23 protein-coding genes and 3 pseudogenes are annotated in these 23432 nt (G+C 56.5%); 13 read left to right on the forward strand and 13 right to left on the reverse strand.

Translation table 11 applies throughout. From position 1 onward, the window contains the following. Window positions 1-47: 47 nt before the first annotated feature. The gene (locus tag BLV61_RS04065) at window positions 48-1421 is read left to right on the forward strand and encodes an MFS transporter (protein ID WP_090462721.1); all 1374 of its coding nucleotides are present in this window, start codon (window positions 48-50) and stop codon (window positions 1419-1421) included. Window positions 1422-1557: 136 nt separating this feature from the next. Here BLV61_RS04065 and BLV61_RS04070 read toward each other — a convergent pair whose 3' ends face one another. The 6 genes from BLV61_RS04070 to BLV61_RS04095 all read right to left on the reverse strand — a co-directional run bounded on the left by BLV61_RS04070 (window position 1558) and on the right by BLV61_RS04095 (window position 6185). Beyond that, window positions 1558-1725: a YgaP family membrane protein gene (locus BLV61_RS04070; protein WP_425272114.1), complete on the reverse strand. Its 168-nt coding sequence runs from the start codon at window positions 1723-1725 to the stop codon at window positions 1558-1560. Then, a complete protein-coding gene (locus tag BLV61_RS04075) occupies window positions 1721-2140 on the reverse strand; it encodes a DUF6691 family protein (protein ID WP_090462727.1) in 420 nt (139 codons plus the stop codon). The genes BLV61_RS04070 and BLV61_RS04075 overlap by 5 nt, the downstream gene beginning before the upstream one ends. 2 nt (window positions 2141-2142) lie before the next feature. Next, on the reverse strand, window positions 2143-2577 hold the full coding sequence (locus BLV61_RS04080; protein ID WP_090462730.1) for a YeeE/YedE family protein: 435 nt from the start codon (window positions 2575-2577) through the stop codon (window positions 2143-2145). A 176-nt stretch (window positions 2578-2753) separates the two neighbouring features. After that, window positions 2754-3554 carry a sulfite exporter TauE/SafE family protein gene (locus BLV61_RS04085; protein WP_047530287.1) on the reverse strand — a complete coding sequence of 267 codons (801 nt, stop codon included), beginning with the start codon at window positions 3552-3554 and terminating at the stop codon, window positions 2754-2756. 28 nt (window positions 3555-3582) lie between these two features. Next, window positions 3583-5253: a bifunctional protein tyrosine phosphatase family protein/NAD(P)/FAD-dependent oxidoreductase gene (locus BLV61_RS04090; RefSeq protein WP_090462733.1), complete on the reverse strand. Its 1671-nt coding sequence runs from the start codon at window positions 5251-5253 to the stop codon at window positions 3583-3585. A 53-nt stretch (window positions 5254-5306) separates the two neighbouring features. Continuing rightward, a complete protein-coding gene (locus tag BLV61_RS04095) occupies window positions 5307-6185 on the reverse strand; it encodes an MBL fold metallo-hydrolase (RefSeq protein ID WP_090462736.1) in 879 nt (292 codons plus the stop codon). 236 nt (window positions 6186-6421) lie between these two features. Here BLV61_RS04095 and BLV61_RS04100 point away from each other — a divergent pair, with 236 nt between their 5' ends. The 6 genes from BLV61_RS04100 (at window position 6422) to BLV61_RS31825 (ending at window position 11231) form a co-directional block, all read left to right on the forward strand. Then, complete coding sequence (locus BLV61_RS04100) at window positions 6422-7747, forward strand: sigma-54 interaction domain-containing protein (protein ID WP_047530292.1); 1326 nt, start codon at window positions 6422-6424, stop codon at window positions 7745-7747. Between the two features lie 180 nt (window positions 7748-7927). Further along, the gene (gene cydP, locus BLV61_RS31260) at window positions 7928-8104 is read left to right on the forward strand and encodes a cytochrome oxidase putative small subunit CydP (RefSeq protein ID WP_047530293.1); all 177 of its coding nucleotides are present in this window, start codon (window positions 7928-7930) and stop codon (window positions 8102-8104) included. Further along, complete coding sequence (locus BLV61_RS04105; protein ID WP_047530296.1) at window positions 8101-9672, forward strand: cytochrome ubiquinol oxidase subunit I; 1572 nt, start codon at window positions 8101-8103, stop codon at window positions 9670-9672. Before cydP ends, BLV61_RS04105 begins: the two co-directional genes overlap by 4 nt. Continuing rightward, on the forward strand, window positions 9665-10801 hold the full coding sequence (cydB, locus tag BLV61_RS04110) for a cytochrome d ubiquinol oxidase subunit II (RefSeq protein ID WP_090462739.1): 1137 nt from the start codon (window positions 9665-9667) through the stop codon (window positions 10799-10801). Before BLV61_RS04105 ends, cydB begins: the two co-directional genes overlap by 8 nt. A gap of 23 nt (window positions 10802-10824) precedes the next feature. Continuing rightward, window positions 10825-10947, forward strand: a complete 123-nt coding sequence (gene cydX, locus BLV61_RS04115) for a cytochrome bd-I oxidase subunit CydX (RefSeq protein WP_047530299.1) — start codon at window positions 10825-10827, stop codon at window positions 10945-10947. Further along, window positions 10944-11231 carry a cyd operon YbgE family protein gene (locus tag BLV61_RS31825; protein WP_090462742.1) on the forward strand — a complete coding sequence of 96 codons (288 nt, stop codon included), beginning with the start codon at window positions 10944-10946 and terminating at the stop codon, window positions 11229-11231. The genes cydX and BLV61_RS31825 overlap by 4 nt, the downstream gene beginning before the upstream one ends. A gap of 207 nt (window positions 11232-11438) precedes the next feature. On the opposite strand, the gene BLV61_RS04125 is transcribed toward BLV61_RS31825, so the two are convergent. Then, complete coding sequence (locus BLV61_RS04125) at window positions 11439-11789, reverse strand: winged helix-turn-helix transcriptional regulator (protein ID WP_047530303.1); 351 nt, start codon at window positions 11787-11789, stop codon at window positions 11439-11441. A gap of 150 nt (window positions 11790-11939) precedes the next feature. Here BLV61_RS04125 and gstA point away from each other — a divergent pair, with 150 nt between their 5' ends. Beyond that, window positions 11940-12569: a glutathione transferase GstA gene (gene gstA / locus BLV61_RS04130; RefSeq protein ID WP_090462746.1), complete on the forward strand. Its 630-nt coding sequence runs from the start codon at window positions 11940-11942 to the stop codon at window positions 12567-12569. 115 nt (window positions 12570-12684) lie between these two features. Here the strand turns inward: gstA and BLV61_RS04135 are convergent, their stop codons facing one another. From BLV61_RS04135 to BLV61_RS04150, 4 genes and pseudogenes are all read right to left on the reverse strand, one after another. Further along, complete coding sequence (locus BLV61_RS04135) at window positions 12685-14967, reverse strand: heavy metal translocating P-type ATPase (RefSeq protein ID WP_090462749.1); 2283 nt, start codon at window positions 14965-14967, stop codon at window positions 12685-12687. A 124-nt stretch (window positions 14968-15091) separates the two neighbouring features. After that, a pseudogene (locus BLV61_RS04140) lies at window positions 15092-15286 on the reverse strand (DHCW motif cupin fold protein); the annotation flags it as partial. Window positions 15287-15295: 9 nt separating this feature from the next. Then, window positions 15296-15670: a tautomerase family protein gene (locus BLV61_RS04145; protein ID WP_090462753.1), complete on the reverse strand. Its 375-nt coding sequence runs from the start codon at window positions 15668-15670 to the stop codon at window positions 15296-15298. Window positions 15671-15676: 6 nt separating this feature from the next. After that, a complete protein-coding gene (locus tag BLV61_RS04150; RefSeq protein ID WP_090462757.1) occupies window positions 15677-16012 on the reverse strand; it encodes a carboxymuconolactone decarboxylase family protein in 336 nt (111 codons plus the stop codon). 108 nt (window positions 16013-16120) lie between these two features. Between BLV61_RS04150 and BLV61_RS04155 the strand changes: the two genes are divergently transcribed. After that, window positions 16121-17008: a LysR substrate-binding domain-containing protein gene (locus BLV61_RS04155; RefSeq protein WP_090462760.1), complete on the forward strand. Its 888-nt coding sequence runs from the start codon at window positions 16121-16123 to the stop codon at window positions 17006-17008. 310 nt (window positions 17009-17318) lie between these two features. Here the strand turns inward: BLV61_RS04155 and BLV61_RS30720 are convergent. Beyond that, window positions 17319-17478 (reverse strand): annotated as a pseudogene (locus BLV61_RS30720) (IS5/IS1182 family transposase); the annotation flags it as partial. Window positions 17479-17866: 388 nt separating this feature from the next. On the opposite strand from BLV61_RS30720, the gene BLV61_RS04160 reads away from it, so the two are divergent. From BLV61_RS04160 to BLV61_RS04175, 4 genes and pseudogenes are all read left to right on the forward strand, one after another. Beyond that, window positions 17867-18799 carry a chemotaxis protein CheV gene (locus tag BLV61_RS04160; RefSeq protein ID WP_090462763.1) on the forward strand — a complete coding sequence of 311 codons (933 nt, stop codon included), beginning with the start codon at window positions 17867-17869 and terminating at the stop codon, window positions 18797-18799. 159 nt (window positions 18800-18958) lie between these two features. Then, window positions 18959-19248, forward strand: a pseudogene (locus tag BLV61_RS31525) (HD-GYP domain-containing protein); the annotation flags it as partial. Between the two features lie 197 nt (window positions 19249-19445). Then, entirely contained in the window at window positions 19446-21608 is a 2163-nt protein-coding gene (locus BLV61_RS04170; protein WP_090462766.1) for a methyl-accepting chemotaxis protein, read from the forward strand. Between the two features lie 59 nt (window positions 21609-21667). Continuing rightward, window positions 21668-21973 carry a hypothetical protein gene (locus BLV61_RS04175; protein WP_090462769.1) on the forward strand — a complete coding sequence of 102 codons (306 nt, stop codon included), beginning with the start codon at window positions 21668-21670 and terminating at the stop codon, window positions 21971-21973. 263 nt (window positions 21974-22236) lie between these two features. On the opposite strand, the gene BLV61_RS04180 is transcribed toward BLV61_RS04175, so the two are convergent. After that, a complete protein-coding gene (locus BLV61_RS04180) occupies window positions 22237-23337 on the reverse strand; it encodes an acyltransferase family protein (RefSeq protein ID WP_167361777.1) in 1101 nt (366 codons plus the stop codon). Window positions 23338-23432 lie beyond the last annotated feature (95 nt).

Here is a 23432-nt window from a genome sequence, read left to right on the forward strand (position 1 = left end):
AAGTGGGCGCCGTGGTTGAGCGCCCCCACAACACAGAGGTGACTTTCATGCTGACAACTCAACCCATCGACATCCACGCGCTGATCAACAGTCGCCCCATTGGCAGCTTTCAGAAGTGGGTCGTCTTTCTCGGGTTCCTGATCATCGGCCTCGATGGTTTGGATGTGGCACTCATGGGCTTTATCGCACCGCAATTGAAAATGGACTGGGGCTTGAGCCACCAGCAGTTGGGCCCGGTGTTGAGTGCGGCGCTGATTGGTCTGGCGGTCGGCGCACTGGTCGCCGGGCCGCTGGCCGACCGTTACGGACGCAAGATCGTGCTGGTCAGCAGTGTCTCCATGTTTGGCCTGTGGACGCTGGCGACGGCGTTTTCCCCGGACATCAGCACCATGGTGATCCTGCGCTTCCTGACTGGATTGGGGCTCGGCGCGGCCATGCCGAATGCCAGTACCCTGGTGTCGGAGTACGCGCCGCAGCGCAGCCGTTCGTTCCTGATCACGGTGGCGTTCTGTGGGTTCTCCCTGGGCGCCGCCGGAGGCGGGTTTCTGTCAGCCTGGATGATCCCGGCCTTCGGCTGGAAAAGCATGCTGATTCTGGGCGGTGTCTTGCCCCTGCTGGTGGCGCCGCTGCTGTATTTCAAACTGCCCGAGTCGGTGACGTTCCTGGTCGCCAAGCGGGCGCCGAACACACGTATCCGCGCCATTGTGGAAAAACTCGCGCCGGGCGTCAGTGACGCGAAATCGACCTTCTGCCTGCCGGCTCATCCGCTGATGCGGTCTTCGGCGATGCAGATCGTATTGTCCCCTTCCTATCGCTTCGGCACGTTGATGTTGTGGAGCGGTTATGTGCTTGCGTTGTTTCTGGTCTACCTGTTCAGCGGCTGGTTACCGACCCTGGTGAAAGACGGGGGCGGTTATAGCGTTGCGGATGCGGCCATTGTGACCGCGATGTTCCAGATCGGTGGACCCGCCGGCGCGCTGTGTGTCGGCTGGGTCATGGATCGCTGCAATAAATACCGGGTGTTGATGGCGGTGTTCGTGTTGAGCGGGGGTGTGATCTATGCGATCGGACAGGCCACGGGGCATTTCCTGTTGCTGTGCTTGGTAGCATGGATGGTCGGGTTCGGCCTCAATGGCGCCAGCGTCGGCATGAACGCGCTGGCCGCCACGTTTTACCCCACCCAGGCGCGAGCCACTGGCGCCAGCTGGATGAGCGGTATCGGTCGCTTTGGCGCGATCCTCAGCGCCTTTGCCGGCGCGCAGATGCTGAGTTGGGGCTGGACCTTCGCGCAGGTCTTTGCGGCACTGGTGGTGCCGTCCGGTCTGGCGGCCCTTGCGATTTATGGGCTGGGACGCAACGCCGGCACGGTGTTGAGCGATCGACAGGTCGCGTCTGTTCCACCGAGCCGGACGAATTCCTAGACCTTGAAACGCTCCACCCGCCGTTCCGGCTCATGCTGTAGCCGCGCCAGTTCGTGACACCGGTTAAATCCAGGAACGCGAGCGCTAAACCACCACGGGCGCCTTCAGGCGCCCGCCAGTGTGCAACGGCTGGCGTTCAGCGACTGTTACAGGTTTTGATGCCCAGCAACGTATAGACAGGGCAGAAACGGAAAACACCAGTGGCCAGCGGTACTAAACCTATCCAACCCCATGCGCCGATCACACCGGACAGACTGAGGCCAATGAGAAGCAGACCCGCGAGAATGCGCGGGCTACGATCAATGGCTACGCCGGCTCTCCAGCGCAGTAAACAACAACATGCCGGCCAGCATGGCCAACATGAACACGATCACTTGCCAGTGCCCTGTCAGCAGAATGGCCACTGCGGGGCCAGGACAGATGCCCGCTATTCCCCAGCCGATACCGAACACCAGGCTCCCGCCAATCAAGCGCGCGTCCAACTCACGTTTGATCGGTAGCTGCATTGGCCCTCCCAACAGCGAACTGGATTGTCGGCGGGCCCAGGTCAGCGGGCCGATGGCGACGCCAATGGCCCCGACCATGACCAACCCCAGGGAAGGGTCCCAGGCACCGGTCAAATCCAGGAAAGCGAGTACTTTGCCCGGGTTGGCCATGCCTGCCAGAAGCAGGCCCAGGCCGAACAGCAGGCCAGCAATGAACGCGGTCAGTTTGCTCATGTTCAACCCCCCAGCAGATGACGCAAGACAAACACCGTGACGAAACCGCTGAACATGAAACACGCCGTGGCGACCATCGATCGCGGCGAAAGGCGCGATAGGCCGCAGACCCCATGGCCACTGGTGCAACCTGATCCGTATCGGGTGCCGATGCCCACCAATACACCGGCGACGATCAGTCCGACCCCGCCACTTTTGAACTCAATCTGTGGCAGCGCGGTGAACATGCCCCATAGAAGCGGCGCGATGAGCAGGCCCAGGAGAAAAAGTGCTTTCTCACTCACCCCCTCGCTCCCTCGCTGTAAAAGACTGCCGATCAGGCCACTGATGCCTGCGATACGCCCGTTGGCGACGACGAATAGGCTGGCCGCCAGACCAATCAATGCGCCACCGGCAAGGGATGACCAGGGAGTGAAGTTGAGCCAGTCGACATTCATGAGCTTTCTCCGGCGCAAAATGGTTGATAACGAGTCTGGGTGACGGCCCATGCCGCGCGGTTCAGCTGCTGGCGATCTGATTCGGTCACTGATTGGAACTCATCACTGGCAGTTGAAGCCGGGCGCAAGTCCCGGATTATAGGCGAGGCCTGGAAGTGGACGGTTCTTGCACATGACTAAATGGCTTTCACCAGCAAGGCCACCGCCACCACGATGGAAACGGCGGCGAAGCCTCGTTGTAAGTGTGGGCCCGCCAGCCGTGCCGCGATCAGACGTCCGCCGACCATTCCGACCAATGCGCCAGAGGAAAACGGAATGGCCACTGCCCACTGCAAGTGCCCGGCCGCAGAGCTTGCAGCAACGCCGGAAATTGAAACCAGCGCAATAATGGCAAGAGACGTTGCAAGCACCGACTGCGCTGTCAGATTGGTGTATCGCTGGAGCGCCGGCACCATCACAAAGCCACCGCCCACGCCGAGCAAGCCGGACAGCCCTCCCGCGACAATGCCGGAGAGCGTGAGTGCCCATGCACACGGACCCGTCCAGTTGAGTTTTCCTCGGTTCACATCCAATAGACACGGCGGCGGCTTGGATGTAACGGGGGTCTTCGACTCCGTGGAGGGTGATAGCGATCGTTGATACACACGGAACGCAACGTACATCAGCACGAAGGCAAACATGATCGTCAATGGACGGTTAGGCGTGCGCTGCGCCAGCCAAAGGCCAAGAGGGGAACATACGATCCCCGCCCCTGCCGTTAAAAGCGCAGCTTTATAGCGGACGGTGCCGTTTTTGAGTCCCATCACGGCACCCAGGGTCGCGGCCAAACCGACAGCCAGTAAACCGATTGGCCCTGCCTCGGCCATGCTCAGTCCCGCTCCAAACACCAGTAACGGAACAGCCAGGATGCCCCCTCCGGCACCGGTCAGCGCCAGAATGACCCCGACAGTGAGCCCAAGCAGTAAGACGACGATCATCTCAGTCTCCTTGTTTTCAGGCCTGATCTCATACGTCAGCCATCTCGGGTTTCGCCATCCACTCACGGCCCTTGAGCATTCCCTTCCAATACAGCGGTGGAAGAATCCGCTCCTTGAGCAGCCATGCCAGCCTCGATGGCCGGGTACCGTCAATCAGCCAGGATGGAAAGCTGGGGGCGACCTTGCCGCCATAGGTGAACTCAGCCAGTACGATCTTGCCGCGTTCGACCGTCAGCGGGCAGGAGCCATAACCGTCATAATGGGCGCTGCCTTTCGCTTTACCCATTGCCGCCAACACATTATGGGCAACGACTGGCGCCTGTTTGCGTGCTGCAGCCGCAGTTTTGGCGTTGCTGGAGTTGGCAGCGTCTCCGAGCGCGTGAATATTGGCCCAGCTTTTATGGCGCAAAGTGGCAGGGTCGACATCAATCCAGCCGGCCGCGTCAGCGAGGGGGCTGATCCGAATGAAATCCGGCGCGATCTGTGGTGGCACCACATGAAGCATATCGAAGTCACGCGTCACGACATGGGCGCTGCCATCCGGATTAACGCAGTTGAACGTCGCGGTCCGTGCCGGTCCATTCACGCGGGTGAGTGTGTTGCCGAAATTCAGGTCGATACCATAGGCCTTGATGTATTCCATCAGTGCGGGCACATAGTCGGGAACCCCGAACAACACCGCGCCGGCGCTGCAAAACTCGATCTCGACGTTGTGCAGTACACCGCTACGTTTCCAATGATCGGCAGACAGGTACATGGCTTTTTGCGGCGCCCCGGCACATTTGATCGGCATGGGCGGTTGCGTGAAAACTGCCCGGCCACCACGCAGTTGCTGCACCAGTTCCCACGTATAGGGGGCAAGGTGATACAGGTAGTTTGAAGTCACACCGTTGCGGCCCAGGGTGTCCGACAACCCCTCGATGGCATGCCAATTGAGCTTCAGACCAGGGCACACGATCAGTTGTTCGTATTTAACGACTCTGCACCCATCGAGAATGACGGCATTTCTCTCGGGTTCGAAAGCGGCGACCGCCGATTTGATCCAATGCACACCGTGGGGGATGGTCGTACCCATCGTGCGCACAGTTTGGGGCGCGTCGAAGACGCCACCGCCGACAAGTGTCCAGCCTGGCTGGTAGTAGTGCACATCTGCCGGATCGATGATGGCGACGTCGAGCCCAGGCTCTCGCGCCAGCAAACTGGATGCCGCCGCGATACCTGCCGCACCGCCGCCGATGATGACCACGGCATGCTGCGCCTCAGCCACTTCGACCGGCGTACGCCCCTGGTTGGCAATCCGGCGAATGACGCCTTTCATATCGAACCCGGCTTTTTTGGCCGTCTCGACGATGTATGGCAGGGATTGTTTGCCCGCTTGTGACAGGGCCCACATCGTTGTCGAGCGCATGCCGGAACGGCAATAGGCCAACACGGGTTTTGGAAGCGATTCAAGGAGCTTGCCGAAGGCAATACCTTGCTCATCAGTGACTTTGCCTGATTCCGCAGGAAGGTAGTGCGCTTCAATGCCGACCGCTTCGGCGGCTCGTTTGATTTCGGCAAACAAGGGCTGATCACTGCCTTCGCCATCGGGACGGTTACACACGACGGTGCGAAAACCCGCTTCCTTTAGTTCAGCCAATTGGTTGGGAAAAATCTGTTCGGATACCGACAGTCCGGGCGCAAGGTGGCGAATGTCCATAAGTGACTCCGTTATGGGTATTTTTTCTTATGCGTTTTTTGGGGTAGGCAACGTCAGGCGACGTTGAGCGGGATTTTCAGGTAGCGCGTTCCGTTCGCTTCAGGCTCGGGAAAGTGCCCGGCGCGCATGTTGACCTGAACCGAAGGCAGGATCAGTGTCGGCATTTCCAGCGATGCATCACGCTTTGTGCGCATCGCCACAAACTCCTCCTCACTGATGCCGTTACGCACATGAACGTTGTGGTCGCGCTGGTCGGCGACGGTACTGACGAATTGCACCTCGCGGCCACCCGGCTGATAGTCGTGGCACATGTAGAGCAACGTATTGGCCGGCAGGCTCAGCACCTTGTTGATTGACTGGAACAACGTGCGCGCGTTGCCGCCGGGAAAGTCACAGCGTGCAGTACCGTAGTCGGGCATAAACAAGGTATCGCCAACGAATGCAGCCGTTTCGGTGCCGTCGCTGATCACATAAGTCATACAGGCCGGCGTATGGCCAGGTGTATGGAGTGCGTGGCATTGCAGCGTGCCAATGGTGAACGGCTCGTCATTGACGAACAGGTGATCGAACTGACTTCCATCGCGGGGCATCTCGCCAGCGGTATTGAACAGCGTGCCAAACACCTCCTGCACCGTCGAAATCTGGTTGCCGATGCCTATTTTCCCACCAAGCTTTTCCTGCAGGTAGGGCGCTGCCGTCAGGTGGTCTGCGTGGACGTGGGTCTCGAGAATCCAGTCGACCCTCGCATTGAGTTCGTTCACCCTCGCAATCAATTGGTCGGCAGAGGTTGTGCCGGTGTGGCCGGACTTTGGGTCGTAATCCAGTACGCTGTCGATCAACGCGCAGTGGCGGGTCGCCTCATCCAGCACAAGATAGCTGACGGTATTGGTAGCAGAATCGAAGAATCCTTCGACGTGAAGTTTTACACTCATTGGCCTGTCTCCTTAGGGGCTTTTACCAAGCCGCTCACACTAAGGACTGACATAGCAATAAGTCTGCCAGACCCAAACAGAGCCAAAATATGATCATATCTATTTGATTTTATTGGTTTTAATTTTTCAACACGGTTTTATTTTTTCTGTATCCATCTGGATTCACTGCCATTGGCAGTGCCTGTTGACAGAGTTGGCAGTGCCACAACAGGATGGATGGATTCTCAGGAGCCACGATGAAGACTTTCTTGCCCACCCCAACCCACCCACTCCCGCACTCGGATCAAGTGCAGTCACTGGTTTCATTTCTTGAGCACGAACCACAGCCGATGATCGTGCTCGATCCGAACTACAACATCCTGGCTGCCAACACGGCCTATCAGCGGCAGTTTGGCAGCGCTGACAAGCCCTTTATTGGCCATAAGTGCTATCAAATCTCACACCACTACGACGTTCCTTGTGATCAGGCGGGTGAGAACTGTCCGATGAAAAAGGCCCAGGAAATGCGCGGACCGGATCGTGTCTTGCACATTCACCACACGCCTCGCGGTCCAGAGCACGTCGACGTCGAACTGCGCCCGATTCTGGATGAGCACGGTGTCATCACGGCCTATGTGGAGCGCCTCACACTGGTTCGCAGCGCCTCAGCGCGACCCAGCAACGAAGGCCTGGTTGGCCGCTCACCGGCCTTTAACCTTGCCCTGTCCGAGTTGCAGCGGGTGGCCCCATCCATGCTACCGGTACTGCTGCTGGGCGAGTCCGGTACGGGCAAAGAGCTGTTCGCCCGCGCCGTACATGAAAACAGCGACCGGGCCACGGGCCCCTTCGTCGTCGTCGATTGCTCGGGATTGCCCGAAACGTTGTTTGAGAGCGAACTGTTCGGCCATGAAAAAGGGGCATTCACCGGGGCCACCACGCGCAAGCCCGGACTGGTTGAAACGGCCCAGGGCGGCACCTTGTTTCTTGATGAGATTGGGGATGTTCCACTGGCCATGCAGGTGAAACTGTTGCGCCTGATCGAATCGGGCACCTATCGCCGTGTCGGCAGTGTCGAGACCCTCCACGCCAACTTCAGGCTAATTGCCGCGACCCACAAACCCCTGGAAAAAATGATGGAGAACGGTGAGTTCAGGCAGGACCTGTACTACCGCATCAGCGCCTTTCCCATTCAGTTGCCCCCCTTGCGCAACCGGGTTGAAGACATCGGTTTGCTTGCCAATTCATTTCTACAACGTGCCGGTACCGGCAAGCGCCGGCTGACAATAGAGACAGAGGCGCTGACACAACTGCAGCGCCATTCCTGGCCCGGCAATATCCGCGAATTACGCAATGTGCTGGAAAGAGCCAGTCTGTTCGCTGACGATGGAGTGATCCGCTCCACACATTTACCCCAGGCATCCGTGGCGATACCTCCTCAGCCCCCCGCGTCAACGCCTTTCGACGGCAGCTCGCTGGCGCAGACACTGGCCACCTTCAAAGGCACCCGCAGTGAACTGGCCAGGCACATGGGCATCAGCGAACGTACGTTGTACAGACGACTGAAAGAACAAGGTTTGGCCTGATCAATCGCACTCACGCCGCACGACTGCCAACGACTGCCAATCACTGCCACCCTGGCAGGTTGGCAGCGCATTGACCCGCCAACGCCTGCCGCGCCAGCTCACCATGATCACTAAGTCACTGTTTTAAAACGATAAAAACAGACGCCCTCCCCTTGGCATGCCGTGTGCTAACTGCAAGTCATGACCATTTCCGACAAACGACTTCGACGCCATCTGCTCACGGCAGTAGTGATCAAACTACTGGTGCTGACAGTGCTGTGGTGGCTGTTCATCCGGGATTCGCACGTCAGTGTCGACCCGAACATTATCGGCAACCGTTTCGGTGTACCCACCTCGACTCAAGGGGCAAGCAAGTGATTTCAGAACACCTGGTAGATTTGTCTCGGCTGCAGTTCGCAGCCACTGCGCTTTACCACTTTCTTTTCGTACCGCTCACGGTTGGCATGGTGTGGCTGTTGGTCATCATGGAAAGCGTCTATGTGATGACCGGCAATGTCATCTGGAAAGACATGACGCGCTTCTGGGGCAAGTTATTCGGCATCAACTTCGCCTTGGGGGTGACAACCGGTATCACCCTGGAATTTCAGTTCGGTACCAACTGGGCGTATTACTCGCACTACGTGGGCGATATCTTCGGTGCGCCGCTGGCCATTGAAGGCCTGATGGCATTCTTTCTTGAATCGACCATGATCGGCCTGTTCTTCTTTGGCTGGGATCGCCTGAAGAAAGAGCACCACTTGCTGGTCACGCTGCTGATGGCCATCGGTACCAACCTCTCGGCGCTGTGGATTCTGATCGCCAATGGCTGGATGCAGAACCCGGTGGGTTCAGAATTCAGTTACATCACCATGCGCATGGAGATGGTCGATTTCTGGGCGGTGGTGTTCAACCCGGTGGCCCAGGCCAAATTTGTGCACACGGTGTCCGCCGGTTATGTCACCGGCTCGATGTTCGTGTTGTCAATTTCCAGCTGGTACTTGCTCAAGCGTCGTGATGTCGAGTTCGCCAAGCGCAGTTTTCGGGTGGCGGCGGCTTTCGGCCTGGCCTCCGTGCTCAGCGTCATCGTGCTGGGGGATGAGTCGGGTTACACGGTGGGTGAGGCGCAGCAAACCAAGCTCGCGGCCATGGAAGCCATGTGGGAAACCAAACCCGCACCGGCAGGCCTGACCTTGCTGGCCAGCATCAATGAAGCCGAGTCCAGAAATAATTGGGAAGTCGACGTGCCGTGGGTGATGGGCTTGATCGGCACGCGCTCGGTCAGCAAGCAGATCCCGGGCATTCATGACATCAAAGAGAAAAACCGCGCGCGCATTCTGCGTGGCATTACCGCCGTCAATGCGCTTGAAGCCCTGCGGGCCGATCGCACCGATAAGGCGGCGTTCGAGACCTTCGAAGCCTACAAGGCGGACCTGGGCTTTGGCCTGCTGCTGAAAAAGTACGTTGAGGATGTCAACCAGGCCACGCCGGCGATTATCGACAAGGCAGTGAACGATACCGTGCCGCGCGTGACGCCGATGTTCTGGGGGTTCCGGATCATGGTCGCCCTTGGTTTTGCCATGCTCCTGCTGTTCGGGGTGGCCTTCTGGAGCACCTTGCAGTCGGCCTGCACACGCCGCCGCTGGCTGCTGCGTTGGGCGCTCTGCATGCTGCCCGCGCCCTGGATTGCCTGCGAGCTGGGCTGGTTCGTCGCTGAATATGGCCGTCAACCCTGGACCATCTACGGCGTGCTGCCCACTCACATGAGTGTCTCCACCCTTAGCATCAATAACCTCTATGGCTCGCTGGCAGGCTTCGTCGCTTTCTACACCGTGCTGCTGGTGGTTGAAATGTTCCTGATGGTCAAGTTCGCCCGCCAAGGGCCCGGCAGCCTCGGAACCGGCCGTTATGCTCACGATGCCAACATGAAGGAACTCCACCATGCTTGATTACGTCACCCTGAAAATTATCTGGTGGGCACTGGTCGGCGTACTGCTGATCGGCTTCGCCATCATGGACGGCCACGACATGGGGGTCGGCACCTTGCTGCCCTTTGTAGGCCGCACGGACCTGGAACGCCGCGTTGCGATCAACACCGTAGGGCCGCACTGGGACGGCAACCAGGTGTGGTTCATCACTGCCGGCGGCGCACTGTTCGCGGCGTGGCCGGTGGTGTATGCCACCGCGTTCAGCGGGTTTTACTGGGCGATGATTCTGGTCCTGTGGGCGCTGTTCTTCCGCCCGGTGGGTTTTGACTATCGCAGCAAGATTCACAACGCCAAATGGCGCAGCACGTGGGACTGGGGTCTGTTCATCGGCGGGGCCGTGCCGCCGCTGGTGTTCGGCATCGCGTTCGGTAACTTGTTGCAAGGCGTACCGTTCCACTTCAACGACATGCTGGTATCGACTTACACCGGGAGTTTCTGGCAACTGCTGAACCCTTTCGCGCTGCTGACCGGCGTGGTGAGCAGTGCCATGATCACTCTGCAGGGCGGTACTTATCTGGCGCACCGCACTGAAGGCGTGATCCAGTCCCGTGCCATCAAGGGCGGGGTTGGCGCGGCGCTGGTGCTGCTGTGCACATTCGTCATTGCCGGCGTCTGGCTGCAATCGATCGACGGCTATCGCATTACCTCGGTGGTGGATATCGCCGGGTTGCCGGACATTCTCAACAAGACCGTGGTACACGAAGCGGGGGCCTGGATGGCCAACTATGGCCACTATCCTGCGTTGTGGCTGCTGCCTGCGCTTGGCTTGGCGGGCGCCGCCGGTGCCGCGCTGTTGCTGCTGATGCGCCGCACACTGGCCGCGTTTGTCGCTTCGTCGCTCGCGGTGATCGGGGTGATCAGCACCGCCGGTGTATCGATGTTCCCCTTCGTCATGCCGTCGTCAACGGTGCCTGCGGCCAGCCTGACTGTGTGGGACAGCGTCTCCAGTCATTTAAGCCTGGCCATCATGTTCTGGGCCACGTTGATCTTCATGCCCCTGATCGTGATTTACACCTCGTGGGCGTACCGCGTGATGCGCGGCAAGGTCACCGTTGCTCAGATCAAAGCCAACGAACATTCCGCCTACTAAGTGACGGCAGAGGAGTAATAAACATGTGGTATTTCGCCTGGATGCTGGGGGTCGGTTTCGCATTGCTACTGGCCATATTGAATGCGATGTGGGGTGAGAACGAAGCTGGCCGCGCCATGAGCGACAATGACGAGACACTGTCATGACGCCGGGTGTCGCGACGCCCCCGCCCTCCTCACACATTCAAGTGCCGAGTTTGGTTATCGCATTAGTCATCATGCTCGCGTGTACGCTCTACCCTCCCATGATGGTCTCCCCCGATGGGAAGCCTGACCATGCGCTCGCGACTGCATTGTTCGTCGCCATGAGCGTGGCCTTTGTGAGAGGTGTGGGTTTTGTCCCGCGGATGCTTGTCTGGCGGTGGCTGTTCTCAGGCTGGACCTGCTTTGCGGCACTTGCAGTGGCCGGCGGGGTCAAGTTTCTGCATTGAGGACTGACGGCTGAACCATCACACAAAGAGTCGGAGCCTCAAGACAACCGAACGTTGATCTTGTCTTCACTCCCGTGGAGGGCACCGCGGAAAAGCCACTCGACATATGCAACAGCCGGCGGTACTTCGGAAAGAGCTCCGAACCCGCCGGCATCGGCTGGCACGTTTGAGATCGACCCCTTGCTGCCGCATCAGTGCCCCCCTATCTCACGCAAGGTGAACCGGGCATGCGCTATCAATGGATTGGCGACGCTTGACCCATAGCCCGAATTGTTTCATGACCTCGATGACAGGCTCTAACCGGCGTCCGTCAACCGTGAGTTCGTATTCAACCGTGACGGGCACAGTGGGAAATACAGTCCGTTTGACAAGCCCGGCTTCCTCGAGGGCGCGCAAATCGATGGTCAGCATTCGTTGCGAAATAGCGGGAATGTCCCGCCTGAGCGCATTGAAGCGCTTTGGCCCGTCGAGCAGGTAGGAGGCAATGAGCAGGCGCCAGCGGCCACCCAGCAAACGCATCGCTTCTTCGACCGAGCAGCCTGATACGTTGTCTTTCATGGTCAGAATCCCGGATTATCTCAGGTATATTTTATGTACCTATACTACAAAATAGTGCGTTCTTCCTATTTTATACCTGACATCTAGAATGAGCCGGAGCCGTCTCTGCGTTGGAATTGACAGCGATCACTCATGCTCTGGAGTCTGCAAATGAAGCTGTACTACATCCCCGCGTCCTGCTCCCTTTCGCCTCACATCATCCTCAATGAGCTGGGTCTCGAGGCCACACTGATCAAGGTCGATCACAAGAAGCACCTCACCGAATCGGGCGCCAATTACTTCGAGGTCAACCGCTTGGGCTACGTACCCGCCCTCGAGCTGGACGACGGCACTCTCCTGCGCGAGGGCCCGGCAATCGTGCAGTATCTGGGTGACCTGAAGCCGGAGCTTGGACTGGTGCCCACTCATGGCACCCTTGATCGCTACCGCCTGCAAGAATGGCTGAACTTCCTGACGTCCGAGATTCACAAGGGGTACATTCCGCTGTTGTACTCAACCCTCGCGGGTCAATACGTAGACACTGCCAAGCCAAAGCTGGAGAAGCGCTTCGCCTGGATTGACGAACAGTTGGCGAGCCGCCCATACCTCATGGGTGATGCGTTCACTGTGGCTGATGCCTATCTGTTCGCTTTGACAGGCTGGGGCCAGGCCGCCTGGTTGACCAGCTATTACAAGGCCGACATCCACTTCGATGATTTGCATAACCTCCGTGCCTGGTATGACCGGGTCAAGGTTCGCCCTGCGGTTCAGAAAGCGTTGCGAGAAGAAGGTCTGGCATGAAGCGACGCACAGGCCGATTTAGACAGTTATCGACAATAGAAGGACATTGGATGCTCGTCGTTGATCGCTGTAGCAGAGGCAACAACGATTAGCCGCTCACTTGAACAGTAGCCCTTCAGCGCCTGTCCAGATAACGGAACAGTTCCTCCTCCTGGTCAAAGTGCAACTGCACCAGGGTATCCAGGCGAATTAACTGATGCTGAATCTCTTCGGCGGGAACCGTGGTCGGGTCGGCACTGAAGTCGCTGCTCATGCGCGCCAGCAGATGGATGTGGCGAAAAATCTCGCGGTGTCCATAGCTCAGTGCCGACAAGGGGTCCTCGCCCGGCATGCTCAGGGTCAGCAGCGGATACAGGATGTTTTCATCGTCCCGTTCATGGCTGGCCAGGGAGGCTTGCAGTTTGTCGACCAGTTCCTGCAGATCGGTCTGCGCCTGCTCAAGCGGGCGCCGGGCGAAATCGCCGGCCAGTTGGTGCAGATCACTCAACACAGTGGCGAGTTGGCTGTGTTCGTCTTGCAGTCGATCAATGTGCTCGCCGGCCAGTCGTCGCAGGCCCGGTCCTGCCGAAGACCCCAACGCACGCAACGCATTGATGATGATGAACACGTCGATGACTTCCTGAACCACGGCGCCGGCGAGTGGCGGCAGGTAACCGAGGGCGGCCACCGTCATGGCCAGCAGCGACAGTCCCATGCCGGCCAGCACGCCTTGCAGAGCGATGTGCCGGGTACGACGGGCAATCTCCAGTGCCTCGACCAGACGGTCCAGGCGATCCACCAACAGCACAACACCCGCCGCTTCCGCAGAGGCAGTGGCACCACTGGCCCCCATGGCCACGCCGACGGTGGCCGCCGCCAGTGCGGGCGCGTCGTTGATGCCGTCGCCGACCATCAGCGTGCTGGCGCGCGTACAGCCCTCTTGTACGGCACGCACCTTGTCCTCCGGGGTCAACCCGGCACGCAGTTCGTCGATGCCGGCAGACAACGCAATCATTTCGGCCGTTTCCAGGCGATCACCCGTGAGCATGACAATTCGTTCGATACCGCTGTTGCGCAGCCGGCGAAGGGTTTGTGGGGTTTCCCGACGCAGGCTGTCCGAGAAAACCAGCAGGCCAGCAAGGTTCCCATCCACTTCAACGAAGCTTCCACCGCAGGCCGAATAATCCATCTGGCGCAGCATCGCGGTGGCCCAATCGCTGACAGAGGCCTCGGTATGAGCAAAAGACAGCGTGCCGAGACGCACTCGCCTCCCCTCAATCAGCCCACAAAGACCGGAGCCCGGGCTTTCTTCAACCTCTTGCGGGGCGCTGAGCGGCAATCGGAGCTGGCGCGCTGCGTCGACGATGGCCTGGGAGATGGGGTGCACCGAGGCCTGTGCCAGCGAAGCGGCCAGGCCCAGCAGGTGCTGTGGATCGACCTGGCCATTGACCTCGACCGACTGCAGGCGGGCGTGACCACTGGTCAAGGTGCCCGTCTTGTCGAGAAACAGCTGTTTGGCCCCTGCCAGCGCTTCCAGAGTGGCGCCGTCCTTGATGAGGATGCCGCGCCGCGCCGCCCTGGAGATACCGGACATGATGGCGATCGGCACCGCCAGGATCAAAGGACAGGGCGTGGCCACCACCAGAACCGCCAGCGCCCGCAAAGGATCTCCACTCCATAGCCAGGCCAGTCCGGCGATCAGCAGCGTCAGCGGAATGAAGAGCAAGGCGTAACGGTCGGCCAGACGCACGAAAGGCGCGCGCGATCGCCGTGCCGCCTCGGCCAGCCGCACGACACCGGCGTAAGTACTCTGCGCCGCCGTCTGCGTCGCCAATAGCTGGATCGGCGCGCCGGCATTGGCAACGCCACTGCGCAACACCTCGCCTTCCCGGCGGGTGACCGGCAACGACTCACCGCTGAGCGCAGACTCGTCCAGCGTTGCCGTGGGGCTGAGCAGACGGCCGTCGACGGGGACCACCTCCCCCAGGCGTACAAGTAGCGTCTGACCCGGCTGGATCTGCTCGACCGGTATCTGGCGCAAGTCGTTCAACTCCTGCAGCCAGGCAAAGCGCGGCGCCCGATCGACCAGTGCACGCAGCTCGCGGTCGGCGCGTTGCGCGGTGAAAAATTCGAGGGTGCGCCCGGAAGCCAGCATCAAGGCAATGACCGCCGCCACCAGCATCTGCTCAAACACCAGGGCCGCGCCGATCGACAGCAGCGCAATCAAGTCCACGCCGGCCTCGCGCCGGGCCAGGCGCCGGACAATCTCCACCAGCAGCACCACGGCCATGACCAGGCTCCCGGAGAGCCAGCACATCGCCGCCCAGTCAGGCTTCTGAGCAACCTGCGCAATGCCGCCCGCCAGCAGTGTCAGGGCAGTCAGCAGCAATAGTGCAGGGTCGAGCCACTTGTTGGACATCGTTGTAGGTTCCTCAAAAGGGATGCGTCATCGTGCTCCGCAAAAATGCCGGCTGTGCATCAGCGTGCCGGGTCACTGCGCCCCGTTGATTCTAGTGACTTCGCAGCGATCGCTTTTTTTAATGCAACGTGAACTGACGACCATCTTCCAGTTCTGTATGCAACTGACCCTCCAGGCACAACAGGATGTGCCCCCTCCAACACCAATGATCGGCCAAATATCCTGGGCTGTATTCGACCATCCGCACACGCGCTGAACCAAACTGGCAGGTACGCCAATAGGCTGTGCCTGTCTGGCCGGCATGCGTCACCGGCTCTATCGTTAACCACTAGTTGCCCCGACCTCCTCCAAACGACCACTCATCGCCGGCCGTAGTGGAAATCACCACCATGACATCCTCCGCGTTCAGGCCCGTCGCCCGCCCCAATTTCTTAACCAGATCGCGGTAAAAACGCTGCTTGGTCTCGACACTTCGAGGACGGCCTGCGGTAATCGCGATGAGCACAAAGTCATGGCTGCGCGGCCCACCCAAGTAGTGCGGATCAAATATCAGCTCGCCGACCTCATGTTGGTGTATGGCCTGAAAGCGATCTGTCTTCGGCACTTCGAAGCTCTCGACCAAGGCATCGTGCAACCCCTCAGACAACGCCTGTAAATACTCGACCGACTTCCCGCGGTGCAGTGAAATTCGTGCAAACGGCATCAACGGTTACTCCTGGTGTTCTGGAAGGCAAGCCTGAAGCTCACTGAGCAAATTCAGCGCCGAGGCAGCCGTTGGCCAACCGGAATAAAACGCCAGATGGGTGATGACTTCGGCCAGTTCGTCAACACACAAGCCGTTATCCAATGCACGTTTCAAATGAAATGGCAGTTGCTCCAGGCGGTACATCGCCACCAGCGCGGCCACCGTCGCCAGACTGCGTTCACGAGGATTCAATTGCGTACGCGTCCACATGTCGCCAAACAATACGTTGTCGGTCAGCTCGGCAAACTTTTGCGGGTAGTTGCTCTGCTGTTCCCACCCCGTGACTATCGATGCGCTCATGCTGTTTTTCCCCTGATGTCCCCATTGACGGGTGAAAACTATCAAGTCGCGACAATTCCGAATATCAGATTTAATAGCACCCATCATCCCGAATTAGTGGACCATTGAATGCGCCGCCCAACCTTCGATCTTGACGTATTGCGCACCTTCGTCACCGGCGTGGAGTTCAACAGTTTTGCCAAAGCGGCGGATCGTCTCGGTCGGTCGACGTCTGCCGTAAGCGCTCAATTGAAAAAACTCGAGGAGCAGGTCGGCACGCCGGTAATGACTAAATCCGGTCGCGGACTGGTCTTGACCCCCACGGGAGAAACACTGCTCAGCCATGCCCGCCGGTTGCTGGAACTGAACGACGGCATTTTCCAGACCCTGCATGAAAGCCAAACCGCCGGGACCGTACGCCTCGGGCTTCAAGAGGACTTTGGGGAACATTTCCTGAGCGATATCCTGCGACGCTTCGTCCAGACTTACCCGAGAGTGAAACTTGAAGTCCGGATCGCCCGTAACGCCGAATTGCTTGCGCTGGTCGAAAGCGCTGATCTTGACCTGGCCCTGACCTGGGACACCGGGCAACTGTCGCCCTATGCCACGCGTCTGGGCGAAACACAGATGCACTGGATCGGGGCTCGCGATACGCCATTGCCGAGAGCCCTTGAAGAATCACCCCTTCCATTGATCATGTTCGACGCGCCTTGCGTAATGCGCAGCGCCGCCACCCAGGCACTGGATGCCGCGCAAATACCCTGGCGGATCGCCCTCACCAGCCCTAGCGTTGGTGGTATCTGGGCGGCCGTCGCCGCCGGATTGGGCCTGACGCTGCGCACCCGCATCGGGCTGCCGAGCCATCTCACCGTTGTTTCTGGCTTACCCCCTGTGCCAAGCCTTGGTTATGTGCTTCACAGCGATGGCGATAGCCCCACGCCGGCCACCCAACAATTGGCCGCATTGATCAAAACGAGCCTGCAAGAACAGGCGTTTCGTTTCACGATGGCGAAATAATCGACGGTACCCAAGGGTTCAATTCGAGCGATACGGATGGAAAACGACGAAGCACTGAGTTGATCGGCCAATGACGGCTATACGTCGTTTTCAGCCGGTCGCCACAGGCAGAAATCGGCCGATCCTGTTGAAAAAGTCGGCCACGGCTTTCACAACAGAAAAGTACGAGTTTGAGATCAAAATCTTTACATTGAGCAGAGGACTTTGGGGGCAGATTTCACGTAGCGACGCGCAGAAAGGCCCGTCTGCACTGCTTCGTCAGGCTTTCAGCCCAGCCCCCCGCATTACACGCGTAACTCGCCCATACCCGATACGGTTGACGGCCACCACCAGCCTTCGGGCAATACGGCTCGATCAACCCCAACAAACCACTCCAGGCACCCCCTGATCCATTTCGGCAAGAAGCGCTCACGGCGGGTTTGCTTGCGCTTGTCAGCGTATTCAAAGTCGGAAAAGCTCATCTGGCTGATGCGTGGCTCGGGTCAGGTAGTGAAGGTGTATTTCAGCACATCTGAGGACTTGTTCGGAGTTGCCTTGGCAACGGCTAAAAATTGGGCGTTTTTTTTCTGATCATCGAACAGCCTTATACAATTTAACCTTTAAGCAATATCACCAAACCACTTGCAGCGCTGCTTAAAACAATAAAGCAGTACCAAAGTATTAGACTAATAATTCCAACGGGGAAATTAGCTAGCTATGCAATTACTACTTTTGTTTGATTTGATCTGCGTCAAGTTTAGATTCCACAAAAAGGAGCTTGCTTGTAAGAATATATTTCGCGTATTTTCTACATCTCACCCAATATAATTTGTTTCAAGCGGGCCGCGCTTTGGGGTTCTGATAAATAAGAAGGTGCATATGACTGGTGTTCTGGCGTCAATTAACAGTCGCACGCAGCTAGTAGGTCAGAATCGACTTGAGCTCCTGCTTTTTAGATTCAACACGAATCAATTGTATGGGATTAACGTCTTCAAGGTCAGGGAGGTTATACGCTGCCCTTCCTTATCTATACTACCAAGGTCTAATCCCAACATTTGTGGCGTGGCAAATATAAGAGGCGTTTCAATCCCCATACTCGATCTGGCGATGGCCACTGGATTGCCGGGTGTTGAAGATAAGGCCTCGGCCTTTGTGATCATTACTGAGTACAACACTCGAACGCAGGGTTTTTTGGTCTATGCGGTCGAACATATTGTCAATTTAAACTGGGAGGATATTCATCCGCCTCCTAAAGGAAGTGGTGAGGACAACTATTTAACAGCTGTCACACGGCTGGGCGATCAGTTGGTTGAAATAATTGATGTCGAAAAAGTTTTGGCTCAGATATCCCCAACTTCAGAAGAGATTTCACAGGGGGTGGTGGGTGCTGACATGACTCATCTAGCACCTAAGTTTCGGGTGCTGACAGTCGATGACTCAGCGGTGGCCCGCAAGCAAGTGACCCGTTGCCTGGAAACCGTTGGAGTTGAAGTCGTCGCATTGAATGATGGTCGACAGGCTCTGAACTACCTGCGGTCAATGCTGGATGAAGGACGCAAACCGGAGGATGAGTTTTTAATGATGATCTCGGATATTGAAATGCCTGAGATGGACGGCTACACGTTGACTGCGGAAATCCGTAGCGACCCACGAATGTCAGATTTTCACATTGTACTGCACACTTCACTGTCCGGAAGCTTCAATCAGTCTATGGTCAAGAAAGTAGGCGCTAATGACTTTCTCGCTAAATTCCGGCCCGACGATTTAGCCGGGCGAGTCGTCGCTCGCATTAGGGCCACCACCGTCCAGTAATTTTTTAAAAGATCAAGACTAAAACCAAGGAGGTTTTAGGGAACGTAAGGACTCAGAAAATACCAAGATGTCGATGCCCTACGGAAATCATGTGAGAACAGTGACGTTTGCCAAGAGGTCTTCAACAGCAGCTTGGTTCGTCTCAAAGGTGTGGATGAATTGGCCGGTGAGCCAATTAGCCTTTTCTCTCGTATGCCTGCTGTTTGCGACGTCTACGAGGCTGTCACCTCGGATCGTCCATACAATGAACCCGGGGTCCGGCAATCGCCATTCAAAGAATATCGAAATGGAAATGACACTTCGACAGTTCGGTCTTTCAGGCTTTTGTAAAGTCAGTCGGAATATATCCGGCAGGCTCTATTGTTCGCCTGAGCAGTGGAAATATTGGAGTAGTCGTGGAGCAATCTTCCAGATCTTTGTTAACTCCAAAAGCTAAAACCTTCTTCTCTTACACTTTGGCAAGGCTTGCCCGCTACTAGCATAACAATAAATAAATAGCTACATTCCCCTGATTTTACTCGAGCTGTTTTGCACGAGTAAAGGTGCGAAAGTAGCAAATAACTTAGCGTTTAGTCGCCTTGTCGTGCAAGTACATAAAACGCGACCATCCTTAACGATGGTATAAAAATAGTGGGCAGGGGGTATTATGAAGTTCAAGTCTTTGCAGACGCGTATTTGTTTCACTGCAGGTATATGCTTATTTGTTTCCTCGGCCAGCCTGGTCGTTTACGGGGTATTCAACTCTCGAGCAAATGAGCAGTATGTCTCGACGGAAGTCACGACGCTTGTTGAGAAATCAACGATCCGTGAGATTCAAAACCTGGCTGAGTCTCGAGCGAACGCCATTCAAACAAAACTGCAGAATGCCCTTGATGCCGCTCGCACAATGGCCACTGCGTTTGCAGCCAGCAAGACCTCTCAAAGCCCCTTAGCAATAGGCCGGGAACAGGTTAACGCGGTATTGCTCAGCGTTCTAAAGGACAACCCCGAGTTCAATGGCACCTATTCATGCTGGGAGCCCGAGGCGTTAGATGGACAAGATATGGCGTTCCGTAACACTCCCGATGGTAGCAACCCTTTAACTGGACGTTTCACGCCTTATTGGACACGTAGCGCTGATGGCCATGTCGCAGTACAGCCGCTCGTGGAGTATGACTCTCCGGATCGTCACCCCAACGGGGTGCTTAAAGGTGGCTGGTACAGCGGCCCGCGTTCAACATTGAAAGAAAGCGTACTAGATCCTATCCCGTATGTTGTGCAAGGAAAAAATGTCTGGCTGACGACTTTGTCAGTTCCGATCGTTGCTAATGGCAAATTTTACGGAGTGGTAGGCGCTGATTTCGATATCTCCTTCATTCAGAAACTCAGCGAGCAAATGTCTGCGGATCTGTATGGTGGCAAGGGCTCGGTAACCATCATGAGTAACCAGGGACTGGTAGTGGCTGACAGTGATCACGTCGACCTGATCGGTCAGCCCATCAAAGCCTTGCTACCCGAAACCTGGGACAAAATACTCAGTGATATACAGGGTGGACGCGGCAATAGCCTACTCAATCCCCAAACGCAAAACATTGAAGTGCTCATGCCGATTCAGCTTGGGCGTACCGGAAAACCTTGGGCTGTGTTGATTCGACTGCCCAAGGCGGTAGTCATGAGCCAAGCAATCACTCTAGAGCGAGAATTGCAGGCGCGCAGCGTCAGCAACAGCATCTGGCAAGTGTCAGTGGGGCTGGTCATTTCACTGTTGGCACTGGTAGGCCTATGGTTTGCAGCGGCAAAAATCGTCGGGCCGATTCGTGAGGCAGCAGCGCTGGCAGCAAACATCAGTTTAGGGGACTTCTCCCGCCGGTTAGTACAGCAATCAGAAGATGAAGTCGGACAGCTGTCGTATGCACTAAACGACATGTCAGAAAGCCTGCAACGGCAGGTAAGGGTAGCCGAACGCATTTCTGAAGGTGATCTGGACCTGGAGGTACGGCTGTCTTCGCCCCACGACACACTCGGCAAGTCACTCGAGAAGATGGTCAGCAACCTTAACAATCTGATTTCCGAGGTGCAGGTCAGCGCCACCCAGATCACGGGCAGTTCGGAGCAGGTAACGGATTTGAGTCAATCGCTATCAGACGGAGCATCGAACTCCGCCTCATCTATCACTGAAATTAGTGCCGTCATGACTCAGATGGCCGCGCAGACTTCCGATAATGCTGCCAATGCAAAAAAAGCTGATGAGCAATCACAAGCTTCAAGATCTGACGCAGGAGAAAGCGACAAGCTGATGAGCGAGCTTATTGCTGCCATGGCGGAAATCGACAATTCGGGAAAAGACATTACAGCGATTATTACCACCATCGATAACATCGCCGCACAAACCAACCTATTAGCCCTCAACGCAGCGATTGAGGCGGCTAGAGCTGGCGAACTGGGGCGTGGTTTTGCAGTGGTGGCTGACGAAGTCCGCAGTCTGGCAGCGAGGAGCGCCGAGGCAGCTCAACAGACAGCGGCACTGATCGCCGACTCATCCACCAAGACAAAGCGCGGCATGATCATCGCGGGCCGAACCGCAGAATCACTCAAAAGTATCGTCAGCGGAACCAGTGCCGTATCCAGCCTGGTTTCTCTCATTTACCAAGCCTCTAGCGAACAAGCCTCGGGCTTGCAGCAGGCCAGTTTGGGCCTCGAGCAGATCGACGAAGTGACGCAGCAAAACCAGTCAAACTCGCAAGAGTGTGCAGTGGCTGCAAAAGACCTTTCTGCCCGGGCATCGTTGATGCAACGTGAATTAGGTCGTTTTAGAGTAAAAAAGGTCTAGACGTTCTGGAACTCTTAGCAGAACTTTGGAGTTATCACGAGTCCCCTCAAGGTGAAGCCATGCCGGATCTTAATAATTTTAAAATTAGCTTCCTATATCATGGGCATATTAGTTTCGTTCATGTGGTTGCCAGCACGTTGCATGAAGCGGATGTGTGGAAACATTTGGCCGATCGCCTTGGGTTTTTTTATTGTGATCCAGAAGGCTACGCAATGCTCTCTCACGCCATAAAAAAATTGGTGGAGGCTAATGGTGTCACCGATATCATGGTAGAAAAGTCAGAAATATCTGGAGTGACCTCTCAACCTATCGTGCAACTACTACAACCCCTTCAGCAACAAACAGGCTCTGTTGTCATACCGTAGATTTTGTGTTTTAAGGAGGCGCATCGTTAGATGTGTCTTCTCAAAACATTGCTCTGTAAATCTAATTAAGCAGACACTCGTGAGCGTCCGGTTCTGGCCGATAAAGGACAGTCGTGGGCGGGTGCTGTGGGTCGAACGCGGTCCATGGCGACAGGCTGATATCGGCCAGGAGCGGGCATCCATCCGAGCAGTCCGCCCAGAGAATGCTCCCTGAAGGAAACATAATCCCCCCCTTGGCACAGTGACAACTCACATGCCAGTCGTTATTCGCTGGGCCTGCGTTCAGTCGCTAGCGTCGCCTCTGAATTGGCTTCGCGACTGCTGCTATACGTTGCAAAATACCGACCTAACTGGCGTCCAAATCGGATACAGGGTTTTTCAATTACGAACCAGGAAATACTGGCCAACGCAAGAGAAACGGCGATCGTAACAGCCTGATTTGCATGAATGCTGAAATTCGGGAAAACGGCAGCTATAACCTTTTGTACTGGCCATCCGAAGACATACACTCCATACGAAAAGTCGCCTGGAAGCCGCAATGCCTTGATTGGGCCGGTGGTCATCAGCCAAAGCGCAGTCATCAAAAATGCCGGATAAAACACAAACTGGAACGCCGATCCATGCCGAAATATCCAAGCAAAGAGGATTAAGCCGGAAACCACACGGATATTGATACTTGCTTGGTCCTTATAAAGCGCAAGGAGAGCACCAAAAGCAAAAAAGGCCGGGAGGCGCCCACCAATGTCTATGTTCATCAGACCAATCAGTTGAATGTCTTCCGGGAAAAACATTGAAGTGACAAGAATTGCGATGAGAACCACCGTCGCGAAGAGCCTATGACGGAATACCCCACAGAGCCCTGCTGCCAGCAACATGGCGTACATAATAAGCTCATATCGGATTGTCCAAATTGATCCGTTGGTCAGCGGGAAGTTGCTATTTTCAAATACACCAGGCAATGAGTATTGGATATAGGGGTGCCGAAATATTTCTGAAAAAATGGCACTGTCAGCAAAATAACTATTCAACGGCAGTGTGGTGAGCATCGGTCCAAGCAGTAAGACGCAAGCGGCTGCACTAACCAGGATGGCTGGGAACACCCGAAAAAACCGTGCCAGTATAAAATCAAGCGGTGAACTATTGTTTATCCAGCTATTCGTTACAAGAATACCGCTTAAGAAAAAGAAGAATTCAACGGCCAGCGATCCGGAATAGTCAAATCCAAGCAAACGCCCGATAGGCTCTGTCGTCACGGCCCCTGGAACAAGAGCGTAAGCATGCCCCCAGATGACCGCACATGCAGCGACGAGGCGCAGCAAATCCGCATTGTTATTGTCCCTGAGCAGAGCGTAATTCAGTTTCATTGAAAGGCTCTCGGAATGTGTGCGCGATGGCAGGAACCGATAACCATCCTGGTAATTTTTCCATTTTTGGTAGATGTGTCCGATAAGGTCTGAGT

It is taken from the genome of Pseudomonas mohnii (assembly GCF_900105115.1).
Classification (GTDB): Bacteria; Pseudomonadota; Gammaproteobacteria; order Pseudomonadales; family Pseudomonadaceae; genus Aquipseudomonas; species Aquipseudomonas mohnii.